At 36.4% G+C, this 25,993-nt stretch carries 29 protein-coding genes, 1 other RNA gene and 1 pseudogene; 18 read left to right on the top strand and 13 right to left on the bottom strand.

Annotated elements, in window-relative coordinates; all coding sequences use genetic code 11:
- Positions 1 to 148 precede the first annotated feature (148 nt).
- Together nadC and M899_RS08630 are read left to right on the top strand one after the other, a co-directional pair.
- Positions 149 to 997: a carboxylating nicotinate-nucleotide diphosphorylase gene (gene nadC, locus M899_RS08625; RefSeq protein WP_021271092.1), complete on the top strand. Its 849-nt coding sequence runs from the start codon at positions 149 to 151 to the stop codon at positions 995 to 997.
- Positions 998 to 1,002: 5 nt separating this feature from the next.
- On the top strand, positions 1,003 to 2,565 hold the full coding sequence (locus M899_RS08630; RefSeq protein WP_021271088.1) for an L-aspartate oxidase: 1,563 nt from the start codon (positions 1,003 to 1,005) through the stop codon (positions 2,563 to 2,565).
- Here the strand turns inward: M899_RS08630 and M899_RS08635 are convergent.
- The 3 genes from M899_RS08635 to M899_RS08645 all read right to left on the bottom strand — a co-directional run bounded on the left by M899_RS08635 (position 2,562) and on the right by M899_RS08645 (position 4,488).
- Positions 2,562 to 3,467: an SAM-dependent methyltransferase gene (locus tag M899_RS08635; protein WP_021271090.1), complete on the bottom strand. Its 906-nt coding sequence runs from the start codon at positions 3,465 to 3,467 to the stop codon at positions 2,562 to 2,564. The two genes, M899_RS08630 and M899_RS08635, sit on opposite strands and share 4 nt — an antisense overlap.
- Before the next feature lie 20 nt (positions 3,468 to 3,487).
- Complete coding sequence (locus M899_RS08640) at positions 3,488 to 3,742, bottom strand: hypothetical protein (RefSeq protein WP_034728601.1); 255 nt, start codon at positions 3,740 to 3,742, stop codon at positions 3,488 to 3,490.
- 191 nt (positions 3,743 to 3,933) lie between these two features.
- Complete coding sequence (locus tag M899_RS08645; RefSeq protein WP_021271079.1) at positions 3,934 to 4,488, bottom strand: pentapeptide repeat-containing protein; 555 nt, start codon at positions 4,486 to 4,488, stop codon at positions 3,934 to 3,936.
- A 211-nt stretch (positions 4,489 to 4,699) separates the two neighbouring features.
- Between M899_RS08645 and M899_RS08650 the strand changes: the two genes are divergently transcribed.
- Genes M899_RS08650 through M899_RS08665 form a run of 4 tightly spaced genes read left to right on the top strand, consistent with a single transcriptional unit; the run spans position 4,700 to position 7,985 of the window.
- Positions 4,700 to 5,350 carry a hypothetical protein gene (locus M899_RS08650; protein WP_021271099.1) on the top strand — a complete coding sequence of 217 codons (651 nt, stop codon included), beginning with the start codon at positions 4,700 to 4,702 and terminating at the stop codon, positions 5,348 to 5,350.
- Positions 5,347 to 6,126: a hypothetical protein gene (locus M899_RS08655; RefSeq protein ID WP_021271084.1), complete on the top strand. Its 780-nt coding sequence runs from the start codon at positions 5,347 to 5,349 to the stop codon at positions 6,124 to 6,126. Before M899_RS08650 ends, M899_RS08655 begins: the two co-directional genes overlap by 4 nt.
- A 26-nt stretch (positions 6,127 to 6,152) precedes the next feature.
- Positions 6,153 to 7,205, top strand: a complete 1,053-nt coding sequence (locus tag M899_RS08660) for an A/G-specific adenine glycosylase (RefSeq protein WP_052610333.1) — start codon at positions 6,153 to 6,155, stop codon at positions 7,203 to 7,205.
- Positions 7,206 to 7,256: 51 nt separating this feature from the next.
- Positions 7,257 to 7,985 carry a hypothetical protein gene (locus M899_RS08665; protein ID WP_034728603.1) on the top strand — a complete coding sequence of 243 codons (729 nt, stop codon included), beginning with the start codon at positions 7,257 to 7,259 and terminating at the stop codon, positions 7,983 to 7,985.
- A gap of 2 nt (positions 7,986 to 7,987) precedes the next feature.
- Here the strand turns inward: M899_RS08665 and M899_RS08670 are convergent, their stop codons facing one another.
- From M899_RS08670 to rnpB, 3 genes are all read right to left on the bottom strand, one after another.
- Positions 7,988 to 8,296 (bottom strand): hypothetical protein, encoded by a 309-nt coding sequence (locus M899_RS08670; protein ID WP_021271071.1) that lies wholly within the window; start codon positions 8,294 to 8,296, stop codon positions 7,988 to 7,990.
- Complete coding sequence (locus M899_RS08675; protein WP_034728605.1) at positions 8,274 to 8,783, bottom strand: hypothetical protein; 510 nt, start codon at positions 8,781 to 8,783, stop codon at positions 8,274 to 8,276. Before M899_RS08675 ends, M899_RS08670 begins: the two co-directional genes overlap by 23 nt.
- Positions 8,784 to 8,906: 123 nt before the next feature.
- Positions 8,907 to 9,258: RNase P RNA component class A (gene rnpB, locus M899_RS17700), an RNA gene on the bottom strand.
- Positions 9,259 to 9,375: 117 nt separating this feature from the next.
- Here rnpB and M899_RS08680 point away from each other — a divergent pair.
- Complete coding sequence (locus M899_RS08680) at positions 9,376 to 10,773, top strand: TolC family protein (protein ID WP_021271027.1); 1,398 nt, start codon at positions 9,376 to 9,378, stop codon at positions 10,771 to 10,773.
- On the opposite strand, the gene M899_RS08685 is transcribed toward M899_RS08680, so the two are convergent.
- Positions 10,757 to 11,476, bottom strand: coding sequence for a zinc ribbon domain-containing protein (locus M899_RS08685; protein ID WP_021271104.1), 720 nt, complete (start codon positions 11,474 to 11,476; stop codon positions 10,757 to 10,759). The two genes, M899_RS08680 and M899_RS08685, sit on opposite strands and share 17 nt — an antisense overlap.
- 79 nt (positions 11,477 to 11,555) lie before the next feature.
- Here M899_RS08685 and aroC point away from each other — a divergent pair, with 79 nt between their 5' ends.
- Genes aroC through M899_RS08705 form a run of 4 tightly spaced genes read left to right on the top strand, consistent with a single transcriptional unit; the run spans position 11,556 to position 15,162 of the window.
- Positions 11,556 to 12,548 carry a chorismate synthase gene (gene aroC, locus M899_RS08690; protein WP_021271113.1) on the top strand — a complete coding sequence of 331 codons (993 nt, stop codon included), beginning with the start codon at positions 11,556 to 11,558 and terminating at the stop codon, positions 12,546 to 12,548.
- Positions 12,549 to 12,557: 9 nt separating this feature from the next.
- The gene (locus M899_RS08695; RefSeq protein ID WP_021271083.1) at positions 12,558 to 13,577 is read left to right on the top strand and encodes a 3-dehydroquinate synthase; all 1,020 of its coding nucleotides are present in this window, start codon (positions 12,558 to 12,560) and stop codon (positions 13,575 to 13,577) included.
- Positions 13,567 to 14,784 carry a 3-phosphoshikimate 1-carboxyvinyltransferase gene (locus tag M899_RS08700; RefSeq protein WP_021271057.1) on the top strand — a complete coding sequence of 406 codons (1,218 nt, stop codon included), beginning with the start codon at positions 13,567 to 13,569 and terminating at the stop codon, positions 14,782 to 14,784. The genes M899_RS08695 and M899_RS08700 overlap by 11 nt, the downstream gene beginning before the upstream one ends.
- An 18-nt stretch (positions 14,785 to 14,802) precedes the next feature.
- Complete coding sequence (locus M899_RS08705) at positions 14,803 to 15,162, top strand: hypothetical protein (RefSeq protein ID WP_021271077.1); 360 nt, start codon at positions 14,803 to 14,805, stop codon at positions 15,160 to 15,162.
- Here the strand turns inward: M899_RS08705 and M899_RS08710 are convergent, their stop codons facing one another.
- From M899_RS08710 to M899_RS08720, 3 genes are all read right to left on the bottom strand, one after another.
- Positions 15,163 to 15,564 carry a hypothetical protein gene (locus tag M899_RS08710; protein WP_021271028.1) on the bottom strand — a complete coding sequence of 134 codons (402 nt, stop codon included), beginning with the start codon at positions 15,562 to 15,564 and terminating at the stop codon, positions 15,163 to 15,165.
- On the bottom strand, positions 15,564 to 16,868 hold the full coding sequence (locus tag M899_RS08715) for a hypothetical protein (protein WP_021271109.1): 1,305 nt from the start codon (positions 16,866 to 16,868) through the stop codon (positions 15,564 to 15,566). The genes M899_RS08710 and M899_RS08715 overlap by 1 nt, the downstream gene beginning before the upstream one ends.
- A gap of 76 nt (positions 16,869 to 16,944) precedes the next feature.
- The gene (locus M899_RS08720; RefSeq protein ID WP_021271093.1) at positions 16,945 to 17,835 is read right to left on the bottom strand and encodes a DMT family transporter; all 891 of its coding nucleotides are present in this window, start codon (positions 17,833 to 17,835) and stop codon (positions 16,945 to 16,947) included.
- 224 nt (positions 17,836 to 18,059) lie between these two features.
- Between M899_RS08720 and M899_RS08725 the strand changes: the two genes are divergently transcribed.
- Together M899_RS08725 and M899_RS08730 are read left to right on the top strand one after the other, a co-directional pair.
- Positions 18,060 to 18,461 carry a hypothetical protein gene (locus tag M899_RS08725; RefSeq protein WP_021271062.1) on the top strand — a complete coding sequence of 134 codons (402 nt, stop codon included), beginning with the start codon at positions 18,060 to 18,062 and terminating at the stop codon, positions 18,459 to 18,461.
- 135 nt (positions 18,462 to 18,596) lie between these two features.
- Entirely contained in the window at positions 18,597 to 19,100 is a 504-nt protein-coding gene (locus tag M899_RS08730; protein ID WP_021271078.1) for a hypothetical protein, read from the top strand.
- A gap of 19 nt (positions 19,101 to 19,119) precedes the next feature.
- Here M899_RS08730 and M899_RS08735 read toward each other — a convergent pair whose 3' ends face one another.
- A complete protein-coding gene (locus tag M899_RS08735) occupies positions 19,120 to 19,524 on the bottom strand; it encodes a hypothetical protein (protein ID WP_021271035.1) in 405 nt (134 codons plus the stop codon).
- A 73-nt stretch (positions 19,525 to 19,597) separates the two neighbouring features.
- Here M899_RS08735 and M899_RS08740 point away from each other — a divergent pair, with 73 nt between their 5' ends.
- Positions 19,598 to 20,425 carry a helix-turn-helix transcriptional regulator gene (locus M899_RS08740; RefSeq protein ID WP_021271112.1) on the top strand — a complete coding sequence of 276 codons (828 nt, stop codon included), beginning with the start codon at positions 19,598 to 19,600 and terminating at the stop codon, positions 20,423 to 20,425.
- Here the strand turns inward: M899_RS08740 and M899_RS08745 are convergent.
- A pseudogene (locus M899_RS08745) lies at positions 20,422 to 21,078 on the bottom strand (YggS family pyridoxal phosphate-dependent enzyme); the annotation flags it as partial. The gene M899_RS08740 and the pseudogene M899_RS08745 sit on opposite strands and share 4 nt — an antisense overlap.
- Positions 21,079 to 21,257: 179 nt before the next feature.
- Here M899_RS08745 and M899_RS08750 point away from each other — a divergent pair.
- The gene (locus M899_RS08750; protein WP_021271060.1) at positions 21,258 to 22,079 is read left to right on the top strand and encodes a substrate-binding periplasmic protein; all 822 of its coding nucleotides are present in this window, start codon (positions 21,258 to 21,260) and stop codon (positions 22,077 to 22,079) included.
- Between the two features lies 1 nt (position 22,080).
- On the opposite strand, the gene M899_RS08755 is transcribed toward M899_RS08750, so the two are convergent.
- A complete protein-coding gene (locus M899_RS08755) occupies positions 22,081 to 24,048 on the bottom strand; it encodes a prolyl oligopeptidase family serine peptidase (protein WP_021271087.1) in 1,968 nt (655 codons plus the stop codon).
- A gap of 217 nt (positions 24,049 to 24,265) precedes the next feature.
- Here M899_RS08755 and M899_RS08760 point away from each other — a divergent pair, with 217 nt between their 5' ends.
- From M899_RS08760 to M899_RS08770, 3 genes are all read left to right on the top strand, one after another.
- A complete protein-coding gene (locus M899_RS08760; protein WP_021271051.1) occupies positions 24,266 to 24,598 on the top strand; it encodes a hypothetical protein in 333 nt (110 codons plus the stop codon).
- Positions 24,599 to 24,645: 47 nt separating this feature from the next.
- Positions 24,646 to 25,179 carry a hypothetical protein gene (locus M899_RS08765; protein WP_034728607.1) on the top strand — a complete coding sequence of 178 codons (534 nt, stop codon included), beginning with the start codon at positions 24,646 to 24,648 and terminating at the stop codon, positions 25,177 to 25,179.
- Positions 25,180 to 25,290: 111 nt separating this feature from the next.
- Positions 25,291 to 25,962, top strand: a complete 672-nt coding sequence (locus M899_RS08770) for a helix-turn-helix transcriptional regulator (RefSeq protein WP_155897163.1) — start codon at positions 25,291 to 25,293, stop codon at positions 25,960 to 25,962.
- Positions 25,963 to 25,993: the final 31 nt, after the last annotated feature.

A 25,993-nucleotide genomic window follows, 5' to 3' on the forward strand; every position in this document is an offset into this window, starting at 1 on the left:
TCCTTTTTATGTCTAAGCTATGGATATAGTTAAGGTTATTTTTGAGCACATAAAATGGCCTTCTTGGGAGAGTGCAAAAATTGACTGAAATGTTTGATATCAGGTATATAGGTATCTAACGAACACGACCATCTATGGTGATTTTAAAATGAATCCTTTAATTAGCAATGCTTTAAAAAAAGACTTAGAGCTTTATTTTTCGGAAGATGATCTTTCCCGAAATTTGTATTACACGGCCAGCCTTCCACACGATCTCGTTGATTGTAAATTGAAACTAAAAGACGATTTACTCTTGGCCGGTCTTCCATACTTTGTTGAGGCCTTTCGCTATCTTGGTGATACAAGTTTGGACTGGGACTACTTTAAAAAATTTGAAGGAAAGACATATAAGAAGGATGAAAAAGCAGAAATTCATTTTCAGCTTCCTTTTGCAATCGCTCTTACCGGTGAGAGAATTGCTCTAAACCTATTACAACATGCTTCTAGTATTGCAACTTATACAAGTAAGTTCGCAGCAAGAGCAAAGGATAAAGGAATTGCTATTCTTGATACTAGAAAAACAACTCCAGGGCATCGCTCTTTAGAAAAATATGCCGTTCGTGTTGGTGGTGGTTACAACCACAGACTTGGACAAACAGATCTTTGGATGATTAAAGATAATCACAAAAGTTTCTTTGGTGGAGTGAAAGAGGCCGTTGAATTTTTTAGGTCAATGAAAGGTTTCTATACGCCAATCGAAGTTGAAGTTCACAACATGAGTGAGTTAGAAGAAGTTCTTTCTTTAGGCATTCGCCATATTATGCTTGATAATTTCTCTCCTGAAGAGGTTAAAAGAGCGGTGAAGCTAAAACCTGTTGGCGTAAGCTTCGAAGTATCTGGCGGAATTCGCCTATCAAACTTAGATGATTATCTCATTAAAGGATTGGACGCGATTAGTGTTGGAGCGCTGACTAATGGTGCTCCTAATGTTGATATCTCACTAAAATATAATCGTTAATTATTATGAATGAATATAACTTTGATGTCTTAATTATTGGAACAGGTGTAGCGGGACTTTCGTCCGCTGCAAAACTTGCTGAGAGTAACCTGAAAATCGGGATAATCACTCGCGAGGCCGACCCCAATGTGACTAATACATACTGGGCACAGGGGGGAATAATCTATTCTAGTGCCGGTGATGAATCATTAATCGAAGATATCATTAAGGCCTCTTCAAATTCTTGTAATATCGAGGCGGCAAAAATTCTGACAAAAAGATCGGGGCGAATTCTTGAAGAAATGCTTCTTGAAAAAGCGCAAACGAATTTTGAAAGAGATGAAGGGAAATTGAAATTCACGCGAGAAGCCGCCCACTCAAAAGAGCGCATTCTTTATCAGGGTGATTTCACAGGAAAGGCCATTCAAGTTTCATTACTTAATTATCTAAAAGATAAAACTCGCTTTCCTAATGTTTCAATTTTAACTCGTCATACGGCGATTGATTTACTAACACCTATTCACCATGGTGTTAAAATTCAACAACGTTATGAAGAAAATAAAGTTGTGGGTGCTTACGTTTACAATCAAGAAATGAAACAAGTTGTAAAAGTCCTCGCAAAAAATACAATTCTTGCTACGGGTGGTATTGGTGCCATTTATCTGCACCACTCGAACTCTGAAGGAGCAAGAGGCGATGGTCATGCCATGGCCAAGCGTGCGGGAGCACAACTAATTGATATGGAATTTATTCAATTCCATCCAACAACTTTTTATAACAGTTCTTCCCATAGAAGATTCTTAGTTTCTGAGGCCATTAGAGGAGAGGGAGGAGTTCTTCTAAACTGCAATGGCGAAAGATTTATGGAGAAATACCATCCTGATATGGAGCTCGCCCCTCGTGATGTTGTGGCAAGAGCGATCTTGGAAGAGACAATTGAAACTCGCCATGAATGTGTCTATCTAGATATTTCTCATAAAGATCCTGATTGGATTAAGAATCGCTTTCCGACAATTTACGCTCACTGTTTGGAAAATGGATTTGATATTACATTAAAGCCCATTCCAGTTGTTCCTGCTGCTCACTATACTTGTGGTGGAGTAAAAACAAATCTTAAAGGGCAAACAACTATTCCAAACTTATTCGCAGTAGGTGAGGTTGCTTGCACTGGATTGCATGGGGCCAATCGTCTCGCTTCCACTTCATTGTTGGAAGGTTTAACTTTTGGTTATATTGCCGCAGAAGAAATTCTTGAAAATATCACAGCAGAAGAATCTTATCCTTCATATATGATTAAAGACTGGCAAGATGGAACAAAGCACACAGATCGCGCCCTAATTCATCAAGACTGGTTAACTTTAAAGCATACTATGTGGAACTATGTTGGTTTAACGAGAACATCAGACAGGCTTGGAAGAGCAAATGCTATGTTTCATGAGCTTCTAGATGAGATTGGCAAATTTTATAAGAAATGTGTTTTAACAGATGAGCTTATTGGAATTCGCAATGCTGTCGAAGTTGGACACATGGTCTTACAAGCTTCGAGAAGAAATCGCGAATCCCTTGGATGCTTTTTTCGTAAGTCTTAGTTTTTAACAATAAGTAGAAATTCTTTTTTATGTGAGGGAAGTTGTAAGCAAACAACTTCCTTAAATTCTTTTCTCATCTTATCAATATAAAGAAGGCATTTTTTTAAGATATGTGGGTTACTTAGTTTAACCGTGATGAAGGCGCCTTTTAATCCTCTCGCTCTAAGTTTCATGAGTCTTTGAGATTCTTCGATAGATTGCTCAAAAGGAATATTCATATCATTTACAAGCCAATCCACATTTTCAGGTAAGTTTCTTGAACTCACTTTTTGAACGGAATCTAAAATATGTGTGAATGAGGGATTATCTAAAATACTTTGATCCATAAGGCCCGGATCAACTCCTATCACTTTGGCCCCTAATTCTAGCATGCGAAGACTTGCACCACCTGGAGCACTTCCTAGTTCTAGAATCGTAGAGTTTTTAATTTCGGTCTGACTTAAAATGAGGGCCTCAGCAATTTTAAGATAGGCCCTTGAAGGAGAGTGTTCAGGTAAAATAATGTTTGGGTTTGAGAATGGATAGGCCGATACATTCTTTGTGTGGATATGTTGACCTATCCAATATTCTTTATCTGATAGTTTGAAAATATCTGTTACGGTTTCACCTATCTGCGAAGGCTGGCCTTGATTAGAATTGAGCTCACCGTTAATCTCAATCATATGTTCTTGTGATGAAATTTCAACACTCGATTTTTTCTCAATGAACAGAGACGTTCTTAGAGAGAAAATGGGATTGATTTTTTCAAGCTCGTTTAATCCAATTTCTTTGTCGGCCTTAAATGAAATGAAATTCTTCTTTTGAAAACTTGGTCTCAAAAATTTGAAACGTGTTTCAATTTCATGTTTTAAATGGTTTTCATTTCCAGGAACAGTAAGGCAAAGAATAAATTGTGATTTCATGCTGCGAACTATAATTCATCTTATATCTCTTGGGAATACTCGATGAAAAAAGAGCCGCGAGTAACCTCCTTGTAGAAAGTTCCTTTGAACTCATCGAAAGTTGCGTCCTGCAATTGTTCGATCGAGTTGTAAGGTGACTGAACTATTAAACCAAGAGAAATATTTTGAACTTGGAATGCCTTGATATTCACTTCTCTGTGTTCCGAGGCCCAAGCTTTTTGCGCTAAAAACATATTGATGAAACTTATGATTGAGTAAATTAAAATCCTGATCATAAAAACCCCTTTTAAAGAAGGTCTCGTGCGGGTTCGTAAAAACCCGCACGGCCGAAAGAGTGGGTAGAGAGGTGTCCAGGGGAACTATCCGTAGTTCCTTGTCTGAAAAAGGTTAGTTGCTTCTTTAAGTATAAGGATGGTGCCTGACTTAAATACTCCCTGAAGCAAACAGACCGATATTGTGTCAGGTATTACGAAGCCAAATTAAATATGTGCATTAACGTTCTTGTCTTCTCTTCTAGGTATTCAGACAGAGAGAAAATATTCTCGTCCACAGGAATTGCTGGTGGAACTTCATCCTCTGGAGCGCTGAGAACTTCTTCCCAACTCACTGGGCCAGCAAGGATACAACCGTGGAGCTCATTGTCCTCTTTATGAAGATAAAAAGAGGTCTTACCGTCGATTTTACATAAATTCAGTACGTTAGCAGAAAGAACTGTGAAATCCCAAAAGCAATTATCGAATGTTGTCGCTCTAAAGTCGCATTCAATAATCTCGCCAAATTCGAATCTGCAATTCAAGAACTTGCAGCCTGAAAACGTGCAATTCTTAAAGACAGATCCATAAAAGACACAAGATTCGAAAGTCACGTCATTAAAAGTTGTGAGAGAGAAGAGAGAACCAGAAATACTTAACTTGTTAAGAACACGAGCATCAATAACTTCATTTTCGATTACCTCGTAATGAGCGATGTCATGAACTTGGTTGTAAATAGGATTGAAGAATTTTGTTAATGTATTTTCCATGTGACCCCCGAACCCTGTGCTTTGAGCCCCCGATGGGTAGCTCTGAACCGAGTATAGAATATCTGACTCGTTGCGTCAAGATATAAAATTGCATTAAGGAATTTTTTTGCAAAACCGATAGGGATTTCAAGCACTCACGATGCAATTTTTCTTCGTGAGTCAAATTGAGATGACAAGTTTTCAGTAACTTAGGTCGTCGCAGGAGGATTCCATGTCGAAATTTGATAAAGACAAATTGCAAGATTTTCTCGCGGTATGTAGCAAGTATATGAAATTACGTGACATATCGACTCAAAAGCAACTTGCAGATGAGATTGATGTTGGTGTCTCTACTATGAGTCGTTTCATGTCTATGAAAGTAACGGACATAGATGATGTATTAGTTGCTAAAATAGTAGCAAAGCTTGCGATTCCTCCTATGGAAATTGCTGATTTTGTCGAAGAGGATTATACGGATCAGTTCTTGCGACTGGTACGAGCATTTAGAGAGGGACCAGCTCCTTCTAATGAACAAGCTCAAGCACAAGGTGCTCCCGCGAAGGGCGCTGCTCAAACAGCGACGAGTAGTGTTGGTACCGAAAATGACTTTGATGCTGCGATAATTGCGACATTGGGTGTGGGGACACGCAATGCAAACGCAAACGTTAATATTGGTGGTCGTAAAGCAACTGTTCCTTTTCGTGCAGATGAAGGGGGCAGAAGTTCTGCTGATACACTACAAAATAAACTGGCCGAACTTACTCCAAGACAAAAGGCCTATATGACAGACTTTTTGCATCTTGATATTGAAGGAAGAGACTTAATTGTCGATCTTGGCAATGAGCTCTTTCGCTACTTCCGCCAGAAAGGATTGATTAGTTGAAAAACATTCTTCTAGCGCTCTTTATGACAAGTAACTTTACGTATGCTTTTCCTAAAAAGTTAGAAGTTCTCTTTGTCGCTCCTCCAAAGGTTTCACTTCTTTTAGAAATGTTGCCTGGAGAATTTACGATGACAAGTCCAATGTTTGCTCTCAATGTTGAGTGTCAGCCTATGGGAGACGGATGTTTTCATCCACAGTTGGGATATATTCCCAATGAAGATAATAAAAATAATTCACCGATTAAAGACGAAACCCCACAAGAATTAAAAGTTAAAACTATCAACTCTATGGATGTTGATATGGTTAATTGTGAGAAAGGTAATTACTTTGATATTTTCTGTGGAAAGGCCACAAAAGAAGATACAAAACCTTCTGATGTAGAAATTTGGGTTGATACAAGTTCAAGCATGAGAAGAGTAGACTTTTCAACTGATTTGAATTTTTGTGCTCGTCGAACTTTTGTCGAAAATTTTATAAAAAGCTGCTCATCTAAAAAAGTTGGAATTAGTATTTTTGATACCTCCAAAAAACAAATGGGGACTTTTGATTCATTGTGCATTAATCATGGACTAAACGATGAAGGTCGAATGAAGCAATGGATTCAAGATTCTAAAGTAGAACATCTTATTATTATCACTGATGTAGATGAACTCTCTCCCTCTCTTAGAAGCTTCTTAGAGGAAAACGATGCTGTTATGCGCGGAGGTGATTATGCCGATGTGACATCAGATAAGTTAAAACAGGTCGCTCTTGATCTAGGTAAAGCTTGCAAATAGAAAGTCTCTAAAATATAGTCTTTGCCATGAAACAAGATTCAATAAAAAAACTGATAACTTGGTCCGAAGGGACTTACAGTGATTTGCCTTGGCGAAAAAAACGTTCGCTATATGGCACTCTTGTTTCTGAAATTATGTTGCAACAGACTACCGTTTCAACTGTCCTTTCTCATTTCGATCGCTTCTTAAAGCAATTTCCAAATACTAAAGAACTGGCAAAATCTACTGAAGAAGAAGTTTGCATTGCTTGGAAAGGTTTAGGATATTACCGACGTGCCAGAAATTTGAGAAAGGCCGCCATTGATATTGAAGAACTCTACAAAGGGAAGATTCCACTCGAGTTAGATAAATTAAAAGCAATCAGTGGTGTAGGAGATTATACGGCCAATGCCATTAGAGCTATAGGTGCTGATGAAGTGTCTCTTGCAATTGACGCCAATCTTGAGAGAGTTCTTGCTCGTATCTATGGTATTGAAGTCGAAAAGGGGCCTAAGCTTCTTAAAGCGATCGCTCAAAAATTTAATGATGGTATGATTCTTCCGAATATGGAAAAAATTGGACCTCGAAAAATTAATGAGGCCCTAATGGATTTGGGGCGTATTTACTGTCAGGCAAGAAAAGCTAATTGTACTTTATGCCCAGTGAGTGCAAGCTGTGTTTCGTTTAAAGAAAACAAAGTAGATACCATTCCTGTAATGAATGAAGAGAAGAAGAAAGAGAAGTTTTTTGAACTAAAGCTTCTTAGGGTTATCGTTCAAAAAAGAGATAAAGTCCTCGGCTATGTGAAGTCTGAAAAAGAATGGCTTTCAGGACAGGTTGAAATTCCCACTTTTATCATTGAGAGTGAAGACGTATCTCTTAAACAATATCCTAAGCTTTCTAAAAAAATTGATGTTGATAACCTAAAAAAATATAAGACTTCGATTACAAAGTATAAGATCTCAAATTACGTCATTCATCTAAGCGAGAATGAATTTACGGCCCTTACTAAAAAAGAAAAGGGATTCTCATTCTATCCTATTGAAAATAAAGAATCGAATTTTACAACGGCTTCCCATAAGGCCTTCAAATTTCTGTAAATTTATTACAGAATAGACTCACTTTATTCAAAATTATGCTAATAAAATTGGATGATTAAGTATCTTGTCTTTATTTTTATCGCACTTTCTCCTGCGTATGCAAAAACGATCTCTGTGAGTGTTTTTGAGTCTGGCGATTCACAATTTTTTGAGACTGCAAAACGTGGTCTTGAATTCTTCTCTTTGCAGGTAAAGCGATCTTGTTCGATAGATATTGATTTTGAAATCAACAGAGGAAGTATTGCATCTACTCACGATATTAATTTTGTGAATGAAACAATGACCGTTGAATATGAAGGCCTTCAATTAAAATACTTTCAACCATCGTTAGTAGAACTTTTAAAATCAAATAATCTTTTGAATTATAAAAGAGAGCTAACATTAATTGATGTCCCCAATTTAACAGGACATTGTGGTTTTGCATTTCCAAAAGTGCAATTTGAACAAAGTTTGCCAATGGATTTTAAAGAACAGTTGAAGGATCATGTTCTACTTAATCTTAAAGGTGGTGGTTGCGGGAGTTCATCAAGACTGATTGCCCATGAACTGGCCCATATCTTTATCCAAGATAATCCTCCCCACATGTGTGAAGATGGACCCTGTGATGAGAATAATATTCTTTCAGTTTATCGATATATTTCAAATTTTGATGAAAACCAATCAAGAGGTCGTCGCCATAATAGATATGAAGATCCTATCTTTAGACAAAGAGTTCCTTCTGTTGGAGTAGATATTGATACCCATCAATGCCTCTCAATTTTGAAGACATTAGGATTTTAATTTTAATCCTCCTGAATTATTTTATTGTTGTGATCAATAATACCCTCTAGCCTCGCCAAATTTACGATAGTACTCGAAACCATATGTTCTAAGTTTTTTGATGTTGCCATCAACCATGCGTGGGTATGAATATCTTGAGGCGTATTGTTGATACAGTTCTCTTGATACTCGGTAAACTCTTGAACCGCCTTTAGGATATCAATTAAATGTTTAGGACATTCACAAGAAGCTGTCGCTCCGATGATGGAAAGTTTTTCAATGGCCTCTTTAGTTATAATTCCTTTGTCGTTAAATAAATTTATTTCTTTCATGATATATAATCTCCTTAATATGAGTAATCACTCTTAGAGTTGATTTATGGCATTTAATTGTATCAGGTAACTTTAGTTCTTTGGCATTCGTAAAATGGATGGCGACGTTGTAATCATCAATGACTTCTTTTACGAGACCTGGACCGAATCGACCATCTATTTTGCTCTTAACAACACTTCCTTGGAGAATTTCAAACTGCCTAGGATTAACGAGCATTTCACGACCAATGATATTATCTAAAAATAAAAGAGGATCTCTTTTTATATTCTTATAGTCTTCTACGTTAAGCTTATTTATTTTTGAAAAAAAGTTAAGAGAATCAGTGTCGATTTCATCTTTGGGATCGAAGACTATGATCGCTTGAAATTGAGTCAAGACGAACTCAGTAATTGGAGTGCTGAGATAATAAATCTTATAATAGTAATGAAGATCAAAGCCTACATCAAGTTCACTTGGAAAATTGATCAAGGCAATTTTATTTTTCATTTCTATAGTCTAAGTGAATTCTCAGTGACTTATCTAAGTGTTAGGCCAGTCAAAAACTAGACAGTATTAATGGAGTTTCATAATTGTTAGAAAACAAGATCGTAGAATAAGATCATTAAAAAAAAACCGAGCCAGCGTGTAAGCCGGGTCCTGTCGAGGACCATCATTCATCTAGGCCTACCGTTACCGATAGGCTCAAGCACCCAACCCGTCTGCTCAGGCTGGCAACCTTCAAGCACAGACCTATTTGGGCTTGCATCACGTAGAGTTTACCTGTTTTCACTACAGCAGGTGGACGAACCGTCGGAGTTTACCCGGCCGAAGCTACCATAAACGTCCTCAGACCCCTGTACTTCCTTTCTGTTGCACTTGTCCTCACCTCACGGTGGACGGCCATTAACCGCTACATTGCCATACGATGCCCGGACTTTCCTCCCGAAAACCGAAGTTTTCCGGCGATGATCTCACTGACTCGGTCTGAAGGTTTTACCCGAAATCTGTTCAGATTGCCATAATCTTTTGAATAATTGGAAATATTGCGTTAGAAGTTCTTAAATAAACTTTGTCACTAGTCTTATCACACGGAGCTCGCTTGAAAGTTCAAATAGTTGGATTACTTCTTCTTTGTAATTTTAACAACGCTTACGCTTATACTAAAACCATTGCTGTTGAGTTTTTAAAGCGAAACGTTGATATTCAATCGACTAAATACCAATTGGAAAGTGCAAAAGTTCTAAGTGATTTAGAAGAAAACAAAAGAGATTTCGTTTTATCTCTTTCATCAGAATATTCTAACAGTACTTTGAAGACTTCTCCTTCAAGTTATTATTCATTAAATAATAAGATCTATACAAATACATTGAGCCTATCGAAAGAGACTATTTTAGGATCAACTCTGAGCCTTTCAGGTTCTTTGATGACTGGGGAATACGCTGGCGTTGATCAAAGTGGGTATTCGCAAACTTTGTCTTTAAAGCAAGATTTAGGGAAAAACTTTTTTGGTCGCAACTCACTTCTTTTAAGAGATAGCAAAAACGAATTATATGAGTCTTCAAAATTAGAATATTCAAATACGGCAGGGGCCAAGCTCCTTATATTTCTAACAAGCTATATGCAAGCTTCGCTAAGTAAAAGTGTCGTCTCATTCCAAGAAATGGCCCTTGAGAGATCACAAAGAAGATTGAAACTAATTTCGAAACAAGTTCGCGATGGAGTTAAAGAAAGGGCCGATTTATTTAGTGCTCAAACTGGAGAGCTCTATGCAACAGAGTCACTTCGTTCTGCAAAAAGTGAGCTTGATAAAAATGTAGAAAAAATAAGAAAGTTTTTACATAGAAAAGTTGATGAAAGTGAAATTGAAAAACTATCAAAAATTGATATCAATCTTAAAAATCCGCCAAAGGAATTTGATTATAAAAATAATCACTATGTAAAAAGCCTTCAGCAGAAGTTTATGGCCGTAGAAAAAGAGTTCCATTATGCAAATAATAATGTGACGGCAGATGTCTCATTAATGGGCTCTTACACGACAAATAACTTTGATAAAAAAAGCAGTAAATCTTTTAGTGATGGAACATTCGGATCTGATAATCGTGAGTTTAAAGTAGGGTTAGAAGTGTCGCTACCTTTCGGCCTTTCGACAGAAAAGGCCAATAAATCTTTAGCATTAATAAAAATGCTAGACTCTCAAAATCAAATTAAGAAGGCGATTGAAGATGTTGAAGCAGAGTTAACTTCTGTGATTTCACAATACAACTTAATTTCAGAGAATTTAAAATCGGCAACACAGAGAGTTGATCTGGCGAAAAAAGCGCTTGATGAATACAACAAACTTTACAATAGAGGTCGAGCATCTTTAGATCAGGTTATTAATGCAGAAGAGAGATTAATTGAAACCCAAATCTCAATGGCGAGATATGAAGTTGAACGCAATGTACTTTCATTGAGCCTTTTCTATTTAAATAGCACGATTCTTACAATCGTGAATTAAGTGGCGCTAATAAGCGCCCACAGCCAGAGCACATTTCTATAGCAGTCATTCTTTCAACTTGTTCTCTTACTAGTGAGGGAACAACATACTTACATTTGACACAGCCACTTCCTTGAATTGTCGAAAGAGATCCCGTAAAGCGATGTTTTGATCTAGAGCGATTAAAGTAAGTCACAAGGTCTGGATGAGTATTCTCAAAAAGCGCAGCAATCCTTTCATCTAGGACTTTTATTTTTGCTTGTTCGGATGAAACAAAGGTAGATACTTCTTTTTTAATATCGTTAATTGTGTCAACAACTCCAGCGAGATAGTCTTCATCAGTTTTAAGAGTTGCACTTATTTCTTCCTCTTTTTCCATTAAAGAGAAAATCTCTTCTTCTAACGCCATTGCCTTAGGTGATAAATTTTGGATTTCAGTCTCAAGGGCGGTGGCCTGTTGTTGGTTTTGCGCCTCATTTAGATGTTTATTGGCCCTATCGAGTTCTTGCTGGATACTAAAAAGCTCTTTTTCAAGTTTCTTAGTTATTTCTTTAGTCTCTCTGAGCTTTTCTTGTCCAATTTGGTATTGTTCTTTGCGTTTTTTTTCCTGATTTTCCATGAATACGATCCTGCGCTCTTCATCAGATATCAGATCTAAGTGCTCTTTGACCTTTAAATCAAGGCTTTGGATTTCATAGAGATTTTTGTAGTCTTCGATATTCATTTTTCACCAATTCTTTCACGCAAATTAGGTGAATTATAGTAGAATTGAAGACAGATAAACAAGTAGATCGGAGATCTTTGTGCGCGGAAATACTTTTGGAAAAATGTTTTCATTTACAACCTTTGGCGAGTCTCATGGTAAGGCCCTTGGTGTGGTTATTGATGGAATGCCAGCAGGCATTAAAATCTCAGAAGAAGATCTTCAAAAAGAGTTAGATCGTAGGGCCCCTGGAAAGTTGGCCGGAACCACAGCTAGAACGGAGGCCGATAAGGCCGTGATTCTTTCTGGTATTTTTGAAAATACAACTATGGGAACGCCCATTGCTGTCATGATTGAAAATACAAACCAGCGCAGTGGTGATTATGACAAATTAAAAGATAATTACAGACCTGGGCATGCAGACAAAACATATATTCAAAAATATGGTGTAAGAGATCACAGAGGTGGCGGACGAAGTAGTGGGCGCGAAACTGTTAGTCGTGTCATCGCTGGCTATTTTGCTTCTCTCATTCTTAAAGATATAAAAGTTAAAACAATTATTACAAAAATGGGTCCTTTTGATGCTCGCAACGAAGAGCTGAGTGTTGAGACTCAACTCAATCGTTATAATTTTCCCGCAACGGTTTCAAATAAAGAGATGGAAGACTTTCTTACTGATTTAAAGGTGAGAGGAGAAAGTGTTGGCGGTCGAGTTTGTACTCTTATTGAAGGATGTCCTGCTGGTCTTGGTGAGCCGGCCTTTGATAAATTAAAAGCAGAGCTTGCCCATGCGGTCATGTCCATTGGTGCTTGTGTTTCATTCTCTTTTGGTCTTGGTGAAGATATGGAAAACCTAATGGGAAGTGTAGTTTCAAGTGATGCTAAAAATTTTGGTGGAATCGAAGGTGGAATCTCAAACGGTGAGACTATTCTTTTACAATCAGTTTTCAAGCCAACTTCAACTGTTGGAGAAAAAGCTAAAGAGGGAAGACATGATCCGTGTATTTTACCAAGGGCCGTTCCAGTTGTAGAGGCCATGGTTAAAGTTACGATTGCAGATCATTTATTAAGACAAAATGCTTATCAATTATAGAGGTCAATTTTGAGTTCAATTTATTATATTTCTAAATCAGATATTGTTGAAAGAGTAAAAGGTTTAAAAACCGACAAGCTTTTATTAGTTGTAGATGAAAATGTATTAAAGTCGTACGAAGATTTCATCTCAAATCTAAAAGATCTCGGAAAAGAAGTGATTGTTTACAAGGCAAAAGGAACAGAAGGTCTTAAAACTCTTGCTTACCTTGAAGAGTGCTTAGAGTTCTTTATTGAAAAAGGGGCCCATCGAAACTGCCACTTAATTGCTATTGGTGGTGGAGTAACAAGCGACTTTGCAGGACTCGTTGCATCGATTTTATTAAGAGGTGTTTCTTGGTCTGTCATTCCGACAACGCTGTTAGCTATGGTTGATGCCGCAATCGGTGGGAAAACTGCTGTAAACTCTCGTTTTGGAAAAAATCTTATCGGTTCATTTTATCAGCCAGATAATATTTGGATTGATTCAAGCTTTATTGAAACATTACCACCTGAGCACATTCAAAGTGGTCGTGGTGAAATCCTAAAATATATTTTGATTTCCAGTGGAATTTACCGTCAGGCCAAAGATGCAAGAACGACTTTCAATGCACTTATAAGTTCTTGTGCCCAATTCAAAAAACTTTTAGTGGAAAAAGACTTTAAAGAAATCGGAGAGAGAAAGATTTTAAATCTTGGGCATACATTCGGTCATGCTATAGAAAAGATGTATCCTATCTCCCATGGTGCGGCCGTATATTATGGTATGCGCTTTATCTTTGAATTATTTGATGAAAAGAAAAATCATGAAGTCTTAGATGAAGTAACTTCTGCACTCGGTTGGGAGTTTGGAAGCGTCCCTTGGAAAGGGGAAGGCATAGATGTTGAAAAAGTGATGAGCTATGTTTCCAAAGATAAAAAAGTTGCTGCTTCAGGTGTTCTTGAAATAATCAGATTAAAGGGAGCGGGAACTCCTTATATTGATAAAATTGAACTTGCAAAACTTAACGAACTCCTTATTAAACGAAAGGCCAATATAGATGCACTCTAAAACTTATAGAGTTGAAAATAATCCATTCAATAAGAAAGTTGAAATTCCAACTTCAAAATCTTATGCCAATAGGGCCTTAATATTGGCCGCAATAGATAAGAGAGATATTATTATTCACAACATGCCTGAATCTTCAGATGTTGAGAATATGATTGAATGTTTGCGAAAAATTGGTCTTAAAATATTACGTGATAATGAGACCGTTACAATTAAAGGCTCTTTTCCTGAATGTGAAGTTAAATCCCAAAGTATCGTAACTTTAAAAACTGGCGATGGTGGAACAACAAATCGTTTTCTTATACCTCTTCTTGCTCTTGGCAAAAACAAGTATCAAATCGAACCAAAAGGTCATATGAAAGAAAGACCAATGGATGAACTTTATAAAGTTTTAGGTTCTCTTGGTGTGAATTTTGAGAAAAACCAAGGGGGATGGCCTATAATTCAAGGGCCAATATCGTCAGACATTAAATCTGTTGAAGTGGATTGTAAAAAAACAACTCAATTTGCAACAGGAATGCAGCTTGCTCTTTCTCACTTGGGAATTGCTGTTGTCGCAAAAAATCTTTCGACATCAAAATCATATTTTGATCTTACTCTTAATCTTATCGAAGACTTTAAGAAAACATCTGAGTTTGAAGTTCCTGTCGATTTTAGTTCTTTAAGTTATCCAATTGCACTCGCCCTCGTTTGTGGAAAAGTGAATGTGACAAATTGTCATCATATTGATTCCCTTCAGGCCGATTCAAAATTTTTATCTATCATTTCTAAAATGGGTGGAGTTTTCGAACTGAATTCAAAAGGCCTTGCTATAGAGAAGCAAGAATTAAGACCTGGTTTTTTTGATTGTACTGATTGCCCAGATCTTATTCCAACCCTGGCCTTCTTATGTGCGCATACTAAGGGCACAAGTTCTATTACTGGAGTGAATGTTCTTCGCTTTAAAGAGAGCGATAGGCTGATGGAGATAATCCGTTTGCTTAAAGCTTATTCTATTGATTTTACATTAAATGAAGAAGGTCTCGGTGAACTGCTAATTCAAGGTACTGGAATAATTAAAGATAAGGTAATGTCGCTAACTCCTCCAGATGATCATCGCATGGTGATGGTGAGCTATCTTTTCTTGAGGGCCAATGGTGGTGGCGAGCTAACTCATTCAAATTCTGTTACAAAATCTTTTCCAGATTTTTTTGATGTCATGGAGCCTTGAAAGTGATAGAAGTTTTTTATGAAAACACTATCACTTATCCTTCTATTTCTAACATCATTTGTTAGTCACGCTATCGAAATCCAATGTCATGATCCAGCAGGAATCAATTTTACAATCGTTACTTCAAAGAAAACGAATGTTACATATTTCGTTTGTGATGATGGCGTGAATTTAATTCGTTATGTGCCATTATATGATGAGCTATTGAAAACTGAGGGGACTCAGATTTTTTCTTACGATGAAAATATTCTTTATATTAAAGTTGAAGGAAACAAAGGTGTCGCGAGAACTTTAGAAGGGCGCGACCTATGTGCTGGTTATACGCGCCTTCATTCTGATAATTGTACTTTCTTTGTAGATTCAAAAGAAGTTCATTAATTATTTCTTGGGCCTTAATTCTTTTAGGGCCTTTTCAAGCTCAGGTGGAACATCTGTTGCGTATAGTTCGCGCACACATTGTTCCCATTCTTTATGTAACTCTAAATCCTTCTTATCTCTGAACTTCTGTAATGATGGAGCACAGGTCATATCAATATTGTATGTAAGATATTCTTTTGGCAGAAGGTAAGGAAAGAAGAGACGAATTGTTTCTATCTCTTTTGGTTTTTGATCCATTTTTCCCATTACGATGAGATCTTTTTGGCCAACTTTATTTGCCCAAGCTTCCATTTCTTTTTCAAGCTTATTAAGTTGTTCAAATGTATAAACCTCAACTTTGTAGCTATTTGCCATTAAGCTAAAAGTTAGCATTATAGATAAAAGTGTAATTGCATTTTTCATTAACATTCCCCTTCACAAATAGGGTTGGCCCTAGGGTTACAAGCATTGGCCTTTGGTAAATCTGTACAGTAATTAGAACTTGTTCCACATGGTGGAAGATTAGCATCTTTTTGAGAGCAGCGATGAATACTAATAATGTGATTTATTGTTTCGGCCTTTTGAGAGCTTCCAGATTTCTTTAAATTCGAAATCCATGTATTCAGATTTTGATTTTTTCCATCACCAAGGGCATTCGTCACAAATCCTCCAACACCCATATTGTATGCACCAGCACAGGCCAGGAGACTATTCTTTTGACTCATCTCAAAGTTTCGGTCTTGTAATTGAATTTGGCAATTTCTAATCATAAGAGTTGAAAGAGCAATGACGGCCTCATGATTTTCATTATTCTTTAAATAGTTGGCATTAATTTGATTCGCTGTCGGTCTATTGCGAATATTGATTTTTTCCCAAAGATTTTTTAGTTCAGTTAATCTATCGTGGTTTCTTTTTTCAGCTTCAATGAGTCGAATATTTTTTTGTAAATTTGAAGCACTAATTCTTTTTGCCTTGTGCTCATTTCTTTGAGTATTAATTCTATTCTCAAAATAATTAGCTGGCGGGGCTTTATAGGTTAGGATTTTTCTTACTTGAGAGATTGCAACTCCTGTAAATTGTCCTAGTCCAACAGCTCCTGTTGCCGAAGTTTTTCCTTCCCAATGAGAAGATTCTCTAAAGAGAAGACAAGACAATGTTGTATTAACTTCATTCTCACTAACTTCATCACCAAAGAGCTGGTTGTATGTTTTTGCACTTTCGCGAATACTTTGTTTGAACTTATTACGATAATTCATCATGTGTGACGAGTTTCTTTGATAACATGAAAAGTAGCTTGCAAGCGCGTCGTCATCTTTAAGCGAAGCTGGAGTTGTTACCACAGGTTCTGGGGCAACAATGTCACGTGATTTGTGATTTGTTCCAGGCTGACAGCAATTCTCATTTGGGTCTGGAACTTTTACAGAAACATTGTCGAGAATTCCTTTTATGTCCCTTGGCCCTATCTCAACAGCTGAAGCGGCGGCCCATTGAGTGCTTGCTCTTTTAACTGCATTTTTAGGGGCCATCTTCTCATCCAAAACTTGGAAATGAGTACTCCAACTATCTTGCTTTACAACTTTAATATAAGTTCCTTGGGGGACAACTTCGTTATCTGTTGTTGAAATGGAACCGTTTTGTAAAAGATAGGTCGAGCCTTGCTCAAGCTTCTTTGCAAGAATGGTTGATGAAAATAGTAATGCTAGAATGATGGATGTTGCTCTTCTCATGATGACTATTATCTGAGAATTTCGCCATGATTACATGAGGGAAAAAAAACACCACTCTAATATCAGATACTTGCCGCTAATTACGGTATCTTTTTACTTTAATCGCTTTTGCGCTAAGGCTTGAGAGGATAAGGAGGGCGCCAATGAGTTGCATGAAGTTCATTTTTTCGTCAAAGATGATCTGGGCCATAACAACTGCAGTGATGGGTTCAATCATCGTTAAGAGTGCGGCCTCTGAGCTTTTAAGTTTTTGCAATCCGGCCAGAATCAAGGTTAAAGGAAGGATGGTACAAATAAATGTGAGTCCACCAACGGCCATGAGGGCATTTTGTCCTAAGCTTAAAAAATGGCCGAGATCGGGTCTGTGAAAAACTGCAAGGGCAATGGTGCAAAAGGTAATAACATATAAAGTTGATGTGATCGGTTTTATATCTTTTTGAAATTGGCCACTGGCCAGAATATAAAGAGCGTAGAAAAGACCAGAGCCAAGGCCAAAGAAAAGGGCCATGAGATTTGAGGCCTCAATATTACCCCAAAGAACAAGCACTAAACCAGTGCTTGCCGTAATCAAAATAAGCCAGTCTTTTAAAGTGATTTGTTCGAGTTTAAATAGGGCCGAAAACAGCGTAACCCATATAGGATAAGTGTAGAGCAGTAGCGCGGCCAGAGCGACACTAATACCCCTAACGGCTTCGAAGTATAACGTTGAAAAAAAAGCATAGCCAAAAATACCAAGCATAGAAGTAATAAAGAGCTGCTTTTTAGATATTTTAATTAGGTGGCGCTTGAACACAAAGAGCCATAGCCATAGAGCGAGAGTGGCCAATAGAAAGCGAAAGGTTAACAACTGACCAACGCTGACATTGTTTTCAAAGGCAAATTTCCCAAATATCCCAAGAAAGCCAAAGGCAAGGCTTGCTAGGATAACTTCTATTCGACCTTTGGTCTCTGAACTTAGGTGTTTCATAATATGAATTATAAGCGCATGTGAGTTCTGGCGCTATAATTATCTCGGAGCAGTCATGCCTTGATACATGATGTACCAGAAGGCCAAGACTATGATTAATAAAGTTGTCTTAAGAATGACACGTTTTTTGTTAATTGGTCTTTTCATCAATTCCTGCAATTCTATTTTTTTTATAATATAGATTCGTTATACTAGATTCATAATACGGTTTTAAGGAATATTATATGTCATTATTTCAAATTGTTATTCTCTTTCTGGTAATCACAGGTGCATCGTCAATTCTTGTAAATGTTTTTAACGTTGATTATGGAACAGTTAGCTATTGGGATAATCGTGGCGTCTTTTTTCTTATCTTTATAACTATCTTCCCACGTCTAACGCTTTTTTTCTCTAATGTCGTCTCTGGGGGGCTTTTGTGGTGGTTGGGTTTTATCTTTGCTCCAAGACTATTGGTTGCGATTCTTGCGACAATTGCCTACTGGGAAACGAACCCGGTGCTAGTGATGTTCTCTTGGATTGTGGCCCTCTCTGGAGAGTCTACAGAGAAATATGCCATAAAGGAAAGAGTGGTGGTTTATAAGCGACGAAGCGATGATATTGAAGATGTAGAGTATCGTAAAATATAGTAAGTTGTTGAAAAATCGGGTTTTTTGGCAAGTGTTGAAGAACCCGACACCCTTTGAAATTATTTCTAATCACCACCTGCTTTAAAATAAATTCTATAGACTAGTCTCATAACCCAATCAACTGGAGAGAGACCTATGAAAAAGAGTTTAATCCTACTATTAATTTGTCAGTCACTACCTTCTTTTGCTTCTTTGAATTCGAGACAATTTCTCAATTGTTTTGTGAAGGCCTCAAATGAAGTTATTGCCGAAAATAGAGCGGGTGATGATGAAGGTAAGAAGGTGAGAATCTGTAGAGAACTTTCTCAGAAAAATATTGATGCTTTTCTAAAAAAATTATCAGTAGTTGAAGATGGACAGATTAAATACTATTCGGCAAAGGCGATGAATGAATTACGTCTTATAGATCTTTATGATTACTTAAAAAATGAAATGAATTGCTATGGAAATAAAGTTAAAGATCAAAATGGTAGTCTTGTAGGTGCTTTTGTAAACTCGGCCTCTTATCATAGAAATTTAGATTTAGCAGAAGATGCTTTAAATCGAATGGCCGGTGTAGAAATGTGGGATAAGGCCTTTTCTCCTAGTGGATATAAATATCTGAATGAGTTCGACTTTTCATATTGCGAACAAGAGTAGATAAAATTATAGGCCAAGATTATTCTTGGCCTTTCGCTTTTTTATCTTCAACTAAGATCAAAGATGCAAAAATAGCAGTGAAAACGCTGTAATCTAGCGGTCCTTTCAAACCACCTGAAAAAATCATGGCCAAGGCAAATGTGCTCAAAAGGGCCGTACTGATAATGGCCGCATATCTCACTTTAAATTTAAAGATAAACATAAGGGGGAGAATTATTTCAAGGAAAGTTGCACTTCCTCCTAAAAATGGAATAAGCGCCTCTGGTGCCCAGCCATTGAGGTACTTTGTATAGGCGAGAAATTGTTCATAATTACCCCAAACAACTCCGTCAGCTCCAGCGACGCCCCAAAGTCCAAAGCGATCTGCAACAGCTGAGAGATAACTCGACGAAATTGCGAGAGAGAGTAAGTATTTTTTCCACATAAGTCCTCCAATTTAAGATGTGATTAAACTATAATAACCCTCAATTGGAAAAAATTGTAAAAATGCGACAACAATGCAAGATCTCAATAGCATCAATCTAAAAATGATTACTCCAGCTAATATCCTTAGCGAATACGTGAAGACCATTTGGTTTGCCTATAATGATTCGAATCAAGAAGAATTACCATTTAAGATTTTAAGCGATGCTTGCAGTGGCATTGTAATCAATTTTGGTGATGAAATTGAATATAAGCTAAAAGATCACGATCATATTGCAAAACAAGAAACAACAATTATGGGTCCAACAAAAAATCTAACGACGATGGTTTTTAGAGGAAAAGTTTGTGCCATTGGAATTCGTTTTTATCCGCACACGGGACAAATGTTTTTAGGAAGGCAAATGAGTCACTATATCAATCAAAATTGCTCAGCAACTGAAGATGATATGCTTTCTTGTTCTGATTTTTATAAAGAACTTGCACAAGTCATGTTAAATGAAAAATCATGGGATCAAATTTGCAACAAAGTAGAAGTATATTTAAATATTATTTTACAGGCATCACTAGATAAATTTCCTGTTAAGTTGAAAGACCTCATAACAATAATTGAAAGAACACCAGAGATAAATATTACAGAGCTTAGTGATAAATGTGATATCTCTATTCGAGAAATTCAAAGACTTTTTCAAAAATACGTTGGAGTGACACCAAAAATTTATTCGAAATTAATAAGAGTAAAAATGGCCAAAGAGAAGATCTCTCAAGATGATTTTTCGTCTTTGGCCGATTTATCTGTAGATATTGGTTACTTTGACCAAGCTCATTTCAATAAAGATTTTAAAACCTATATGGAAGAGACTCCTAAAAAATATAAAGTTTTAAAAAGTAAAAAGAAGAACTAGTTTTTTTCCTCAGGCCAGTAGTGACTATCGGGAAGATTTCTTTTTCCAAAAATGGCCTGACCAACTCTAACTATTGTACTGCCATATTCGATCGCCATTTTATAATCTGATGTCATCCCCATTGAGAGTTCATCCATAGAGACATTGGGAATATTTTCTAATTTAATATCCTTGGCAATATCTTGAAGAGTTTTAAAGCAATCTTGAGTTTCTTCTATTGTTCCACCAAGTTTTCCTATAGTCATAAGTCCTTTGATTCTTAATTGAGAAAGAGCAGAGATTTCTTTCACGAGCTTCTTGGCCTCAAGCGGATGACATCCATACTTGCTATCTTCATTGGAAGTATTCACTTGTATCAGAATATCAAGCGTTCGATCCTCACTTAACAGTTTGTCGTTAATCATTTTTGCGACTTTAAATCGGTCAATAGAGTGAACCATTGCGAGGTTTTCAACTTTTAGAAGGTCTTTAACTTTATTTGATTGGAGATGGCCAATGAAATGCCATTTAATTCCTTCGAGATGGGTTAGTTCTTGTGCTTTTTCTCTTAGCTCTTGAACTTTGTTCTCGCCAAAATCACGGTGACCGAGATTGTAAATTTCGACTACAGATTGTGCGGGAAATGTTTTGCTAACTGCAATGAGTTGAACGTTTTTTGGAAGAGATAATTTAAGGTTAAGAAATGTTGAGTTTTCTGCGTCTGTTTCCTTGTTGGAGCAATAATAATTTTATCTTAGATGAAGTTTTATTATTTGTCTGCCTAGTCTAAACAAGGCTTGCTAAATAGGAATCTTGCAAATAAAATTCATGTAATTTGCGTTTAAGAGGAATCATGGCAAAAACCAATTTTTGTAAGAGCAATTATTTGAATTTAAAAGCTGGAATCAGATTAATTCTTGTTCTATCCCTCTTATTGCCGGCCGTTGCCAACGGAGCACCAAAAAACTCTGAAAAGAAATTAATTCGTATGGCCTGCTTTCATTATCCTCCCTTCATGATTGAACCAAGTTCTGGTGATAAAAGAGAGGGGATGATTGTCGATCTTCTTCGCAAGCTTTTTGAAAAAACAGATTATAAATTGAAGATTGAATGGATGAACTTGGCCCGCGCCATTGGAAGTGTTGAAAATGGTGATATGGATGCCATTTGTTCATTGAATAATAAAAGACCATCAAAGATTGATCTAATAGATCCTTTCATTGCGCAAATGAAAGTTTCAGTTTGGACGCGTAAGAACGACCCATATATATACACAGGTGTTAAATCTATAGGTGATAGAGTTGTCGGTAATGTACATGGTTTTGTGTACAATGATTCATCACCCAAGTTTCAAGATTATCTTAATGATAAGAAGAATAAAGTTTTTGTTGTTAAGGGGAGCGATCCCGTTAAGCGCGTCTATCAGCTAATTCTAAAGAATCGCGTCGATATGTTTGCTGTAAATTCAGAATATACATACTACCTTCTTGGTCGCAAATATATTGAAGAAAATTTTAAAGTTGCTGGTCATCTTGAAAATAAATTGGGAGCTTACTTTGGGGTTAGCCCTAAATTAGAAAACAAAGATAAGGTGATTGAAGCATTCAGGAAAGAACTCGCTCGTATAAATAAAACGAATATCTTTCCTGAGATTTATAAGAAGTACATGGAGTAGTTTATTTCATCAACTTCTTCATGAGAAAATTCCATTTCAAAGAATAAGTCTCTAGTCTTCTACTCATACTTCCTGATCTTGAAGAATGTGAACCCATAGGTTTTGAATATAGTAATATTTCCTTCTCAGGGAAATGTTTTTGTAACTTGGCCGCTAGTTTATAACTATGAGACGGAACCACTCTGTCGTCATCTTGTGCCGTTAGAATAAGTGTGTCTGGGTATGTCTCATTGTATTGAACATTGTGATATGGAGAGAGTTTAAAGAAATATCTGAAATCTTCCTCTTTGTCGTATTGCCCATAATTATCAACCCAGTATCTTCCACTGGTAAAAAATTGAAAGTTTAACAGATCATGGACGCCAACTTCTGGGACAACAGCAGCGAAAAGGTGAGGATAAAGCATTGCCGTCGCGCTTGCTAGTAAACCTCCGTTACTTGTTCCGCCAATTCCAATATGCTTTGGTGAAGTATAACCTTTTTCAATTAATCTTTTGGCCGCTAAGGCGTATGAGTCAAAAGTGTTTTTCTTATTCAGGAGAATTCCGCTTTCAAACCAATCATTTCCGTATTCAAACCCACCTGGAAGAACGATATTTGCAAATACTCCACCACGTTTTAACCAAGGGATAATTTCTGGATTATAGTAAGGAGTAACAGAAACGTTAAATCCTCCATAACCTTCCATAAAAATAGGAGTGTTTGGAGTTAATTCAGTTGATTTGAATTTCACTAGCTGAATTGCCGCCTTCTGCCCGTTCGAAGCAATATAGTGCTCATTGATAATTTCTATTTCTTGATCATAAGTTGAAAAAGAGTGGTCACCCGTTTTCTTTATTTCAAAGTTATCAAGATTAATCTCGTATGTTTGATAGTAGATTGTGTATGAGGTCAGACTTAAAATTAATAAATTTTCTTTTTCATAGAAATTACTAATCATGGCATTTCTAGGAAGATCAAACTTTGTGAGAACATTTGTGCTTGTTTTTAAGTAATATAGACTATCCTCTCCATCAAAAGGAGACTTAATAATATAATCATCCTTGTAGACACTAATGTCTTCAATGGGAAAACCAAGATCAGATATAAGAAGTGTTCTTTCGTTCGTTTTTGTATTTACTCTATAGATCGCACCATTTGAAAATTCATCATAAAGCACAGTCGTAATATCAAAGCCACCTTTATCAGAAACTTTAGAGTGGTAAGGGTAGCCTGGATAACTGTAGATAAAATCTCCCTTGCCATTCTTTTTTGATAATTTATAGTAATCACGAGTCTTGGAGCCGAAATTCATTTCAACAAGAAAAAGGTATGTTCCATTCTCTTCGACATAAAAATAATCTTTTGGGTCTTTGGCCCTATGGATAAGGATATCGTCCGCCTGATGCTCACCTATTTTATGAAGAAGTAATCGTTGATTGAAATCACCTGCGAGATGATGACCCGAATTTGTATAAAAAAATTCATGCTCATTCGCCCAAACAATACTTGGTGTTCTGCCTAAGTGAAGAGTTTCTATCAATGTCTTTTTATCGCCATCTTCATTACGATAGATATTCAATCTTTTGTAATCACCACCACTTTCTGTGATTGTCGCTAGAGTATAAAGTTTGGTAGTTTCAATCGTGTATTCATCTATTTTAGGCGAGGGGATAAATCTTCTTTCGAATAAGAAATTATTGCTTTGCCATTCATCACTTAGCGATTTGTTCGACGTTGGAGTGTAAAGCTCTTCGAAATCGAGAAGAAATTCCTGAAAATCCTCATCTACTAAATTGTATTTTGTATACTCGTTTTGCTGAAGAATCCAACTCGAGATACGTGGATCTGCGGGATTTTCGAGCCATTTAAACTCATCATAGATTTCAGTCCCAAAGCGAATTTCAGTCATTGGCATTTCAATTGTCTGTGGAAGTTTTGGTTGTGCAAAGGCCAATGGTGCTATTAGCGCAAAAATAAAATTTAGCATATGAGAGTCCTAGTGATTAATGATGCTCTTAGTTAGCGAACTAAATACTAAATGTCTAATACTGTTGCGAAATTTACAGGGATGGGAAGCGAATAAGTGTTTGAAATTATGAGACATATCGTGTGTCTAAGATATTGACGGTTAACGTAAAGATTTCAGGTCACATGGGAGCAGAATCTTAAATGTGGGATAATGCAAAAAAATTATAGGAGACTCTATGAAAGCACTACTTCTTGCGCTTGTATCAGTAATGGCCCTTAACGTATCTGCAAATCCAAACATTCAATCACTTCAAGAGTGTGTTGAGGCTCAATTTGAAATTAGTGGTGATACGACAGTTGAGAGACATACAGATGAGGTTGTTCTCAGTCTATGTAAGGCCGAACTTGTAAATGCTGTTGTAAATTTAAAATTAACTACTAAACAAGCATCTGAACTTTATGTTGCAATCAGAAATGGTGCTATTAAAAAGAATATTAGAAATGCTCAAAAAATTGAAAAGGCAGAAGTTATTTATGAAGATGTATTAAGACAAGTTCTTAGTAAATAATTGATCTAGCCGCCTTGAAATCGATAATAGGATTTATACTCGTAACTTTGGCATCATTCGTTTTCCATTTCGGGATAGAGACCTATGATGATTACAAGGCATTTTCTTCCCAAGAAGAAATCAGTATTTATAATTGCCATGATTTTTTAAATTCCATTAAAGAATATAGATGGGTTCGATTAAATGGATGTAAAATCGGATTTGATCAAATTAAAATGCAGCATGAAGATATCTGGGGCTTTAATAGAACTGTTTATCTCTTACCTATCGTTGAGCGACGAAAAAAAAGCGGACAAGATAATAACCTTTTTGTGAAAGTATCTGATCTAAAGATCGTGAAAGAGTATATTAATACTAGATTTAAAGATAATAGAAAATTCTTTTCACAGAGAATCCCAAAACTTTTAATAAATCCCATTGAGGGTGTCGTATCCAATTTAAAAGTCCATAAAAGTGGCGGGGTTACAGAATTATATTACACTATTTCCCTTGGTGGTTCGCCTGATTTTCCTACTGCAAAAGTTGGGTGGATTCTGCTTTATATTCTCAGCTGCTTAGTCTATTTTTTTAAATTTTATTAAATTAAAAAATAATTAAAAATAAGCCTTCAAGAATGTAGGCTTTTTTTTTCGTCGAAGAAAATATATCCTTATTTATAATTTAAAATTCAATATCAAAAATAAGAGTAAGACTTGGATATCAAAATATACAATCATGGTGCATGTATAAAAGGCAGGATGAACGATAATGAGTTTCATCGCCATGAGTGTCTTCAAGTATCTATGTCAAAAACAGATTCCACGGTAGCTTTTAAAAATCGAAGCATTTCACTTCCTGCAAATAATGCTCTTGTTATAGCTTATAATATTGAACATAAGCTTATAGAGAGTGAATGGGTTAATGTTTTAGTAGATAATGAATGTGAAGTCGGACGATTATTAATAGAGTTGATGGGATCTAATGAATATGTCGTCATAGCTGATCATGAAATTATCGAAAAACTTTTTGAAGATCCTGAGCGTGAGTTATCACGTATGAATGACGTTATAAGAGATGAAATAAAAAGAGCAATCTTATTAATTAAGGACCATGATCACAATTGTAAACTTGAGGGGATTGCAAAAGAAGTAGGGCTTTCTTCTGATCGCTTTAGAAAGGTTTTTAAAGAAGAAGTTGGAATTACTTTTAAAAATTATTTAAGATGGCAAAAGCTAAGAAGGGCCTTCCATCTTCTAACAGTGAGTCCGGAAACAAAATTAGTCGACATTGCTCATCAAAGTGGATTTTCCGATCAGGCCCATATGACGAAAATTATTCGTGAAACCTTTGGATATAATCCTAAAAACATCAAAAATAACCTTTAAATACAATTTTCTAGCTCTCTTCATCTGTATC

Origin of the sequence: Bacteriovorax sp. BSW11_IV (assembly GCF_000447755.1) — a bacterium.
In the GTDB taxonomy this organism is placed as follows: domain Bacteria; phylum Bdellovibrionota; class Bacteriovoracia; order Bacteriovoracales; family Bacteriovoracaceae; genus BSW11-IV.

Excerpts from the sequence above, each read along its gene's own strand:
- M899_RS08670 (WP_021271071.1), bottom strand. The coding sequence starts at position 8,296 with ATGAAAGAAATAAATTTATTTAACGACAAAGGAATTATAACTAAAGAG.
- M899_RS08725 (WP_021271062.1), top strand. The coding sequence starts at position 18,060 with ATGTCATTATTTCAAATTGTTATTCTCTTTCTGGTAATCACAGGTGCA.
- nadC (WP_021271092.1), top strand. The coding sequence starts at position 149 with ATGAATCCTTTAATTAGCAATGCTTTAAAAAAAGACTTAGAGCTTTAT.
- M899_RS08715 (WP_021271109.1), bottom strand. The coding sequence starts at position 16,868 with ATGAGAAGAGCAACATCCATCATTCTAGCATTACTATTTTCATCAACC.
- M899_RS08720 (WP_021271093.1), bottom strand. The coding sequence starts at position 17,835 with ATGAAACACCTAAGTTCAGAGACCAAAGGTCGAATAGAAGTTATCCTA.
- M899_RS08635 (WP_021271090.1), bottom strand. The coding sequence starts at position 3,467 with ATGAAATCACAATTTATTCTTTGCCTTACTGTTCCTGGAAATGAAAAC.
- M899_RS08735 (WP_021271035.1), bottom strand. The coding sequence starts at position 19,524 with ATGTGGAAAAAATACTTACTCTCTCTCGCAATTTCGTCGAGTTATCTC.
- M899_RS08710 (WP_021271028.1), bottom strand. The coding sequence starts at position 15,564 with ATGAAAAATGCAATTACACTTTTATCTATAATGCTAACTTTTAGCTTA.
- M899_RS08730 (WP_021271078.1), top strand. The coding sequence starts at position 18,597 with ATGAAAAAGAGTTTAATCCTACTATTAATTTGTCAGTCACTACCTTCT.
- M899_RS08740 (WP_021271112.1), top strand. The coding sequence starts at position 19,598 with ATGCAAGATCTCAATAGCATCAATCTAAAAATGATTACTCCAGCTAAT.
- M899_RS08685 (WP_021271104.1), bottom strand. The coding sequence starts at position 11,476 with ATGAATATCGAAGACTACAAAAATCTCTATGAAATCCAAAGCCTTGAT.
- M899_RS08645 (WP_021271079.1), bottom strand. The coding sequence starts at position 4,488 with ATGGAAAATACATTAACAAAATTCTTCAATCCTATTTACAACCAAGTT.
- M899_RS08675 (WP_034728605.1), bottom strand. The coding sequence starts at position 8,783 with ATGAAAAATAAAATTGCCTTGATCAATTTTCCAAGTGAACTTGATGTA.
- M899_RS08750 (WP_021271060.1), top strand. The coding sequence starts at position 21,258 with ATGGCAAAAACCAATTTTTGTAAGAGCAATTATTTGAATTTAAAAGCT.
- M899_RS08755 (WP_021271087.1), bottom strand. The coding sequence starts at position 24,048 with ATGCTAAATTTTATTTTTGCGCTAATAGCACCATTGGCCTTTGCACAA.
- M899_RS08665 (WP_034728603.1), top strand. The coding sequence starts at position 7,257 with ATGATTAAGTATCTTGTCTTTATTTTTATCGCACTTTCTCCTGCGTAT.
- M899_RS08630 (WP_021271088.1), top strand. The coding sequence starts at position 1,003 with ATGAATGAATATAACTTTGATGTCTTAATTATTGGAACAGGTGTAGCG.
- M899_RS08705 (WP_021271077.1), top strand. The coding sequence starts at position 14,803 with ATGAAAACACTATCACTTATCCTTCTATTTCTAACATCATTTGTTAGT.
- M899_RS08760 (WP_021271051.1), top strand. The coding sequence starts at position 24,266 with ATGAAAGCACTACTTCTTGCGCTTGTATCAGTAATGGCCCTTAACGTA.
- M899_RS08700 (WP_021271057.1), top strand. The coding sequence starts at position 13,567 with ATGCACTCTAAAACTTATAGAGTTGAAAATAATCCATTCAATAAGAAA.
- M899_RS08660 (WP_052610333.1), top strand. The coding sequence starts at position 6,153 with ATGAAACAAGATTCAATAAAAAAACTGATAACTTGGTCCGAAGGGACT.
- M899_RS08650 (WP_021271099.1), top strand. The coding sequence starts at position 4,700 with ATGTCGAAATTTGATAAAGACAAATTGCAAGATTTTCTCGCGGTATGT.
- M899_RS08640 (WP_034728601.1), bottom strand. The coding sequence starts at position 3,742 with ATGATCAGGATTTTAATTTACTCAATCATAAGTTTCATCAATATGTTT.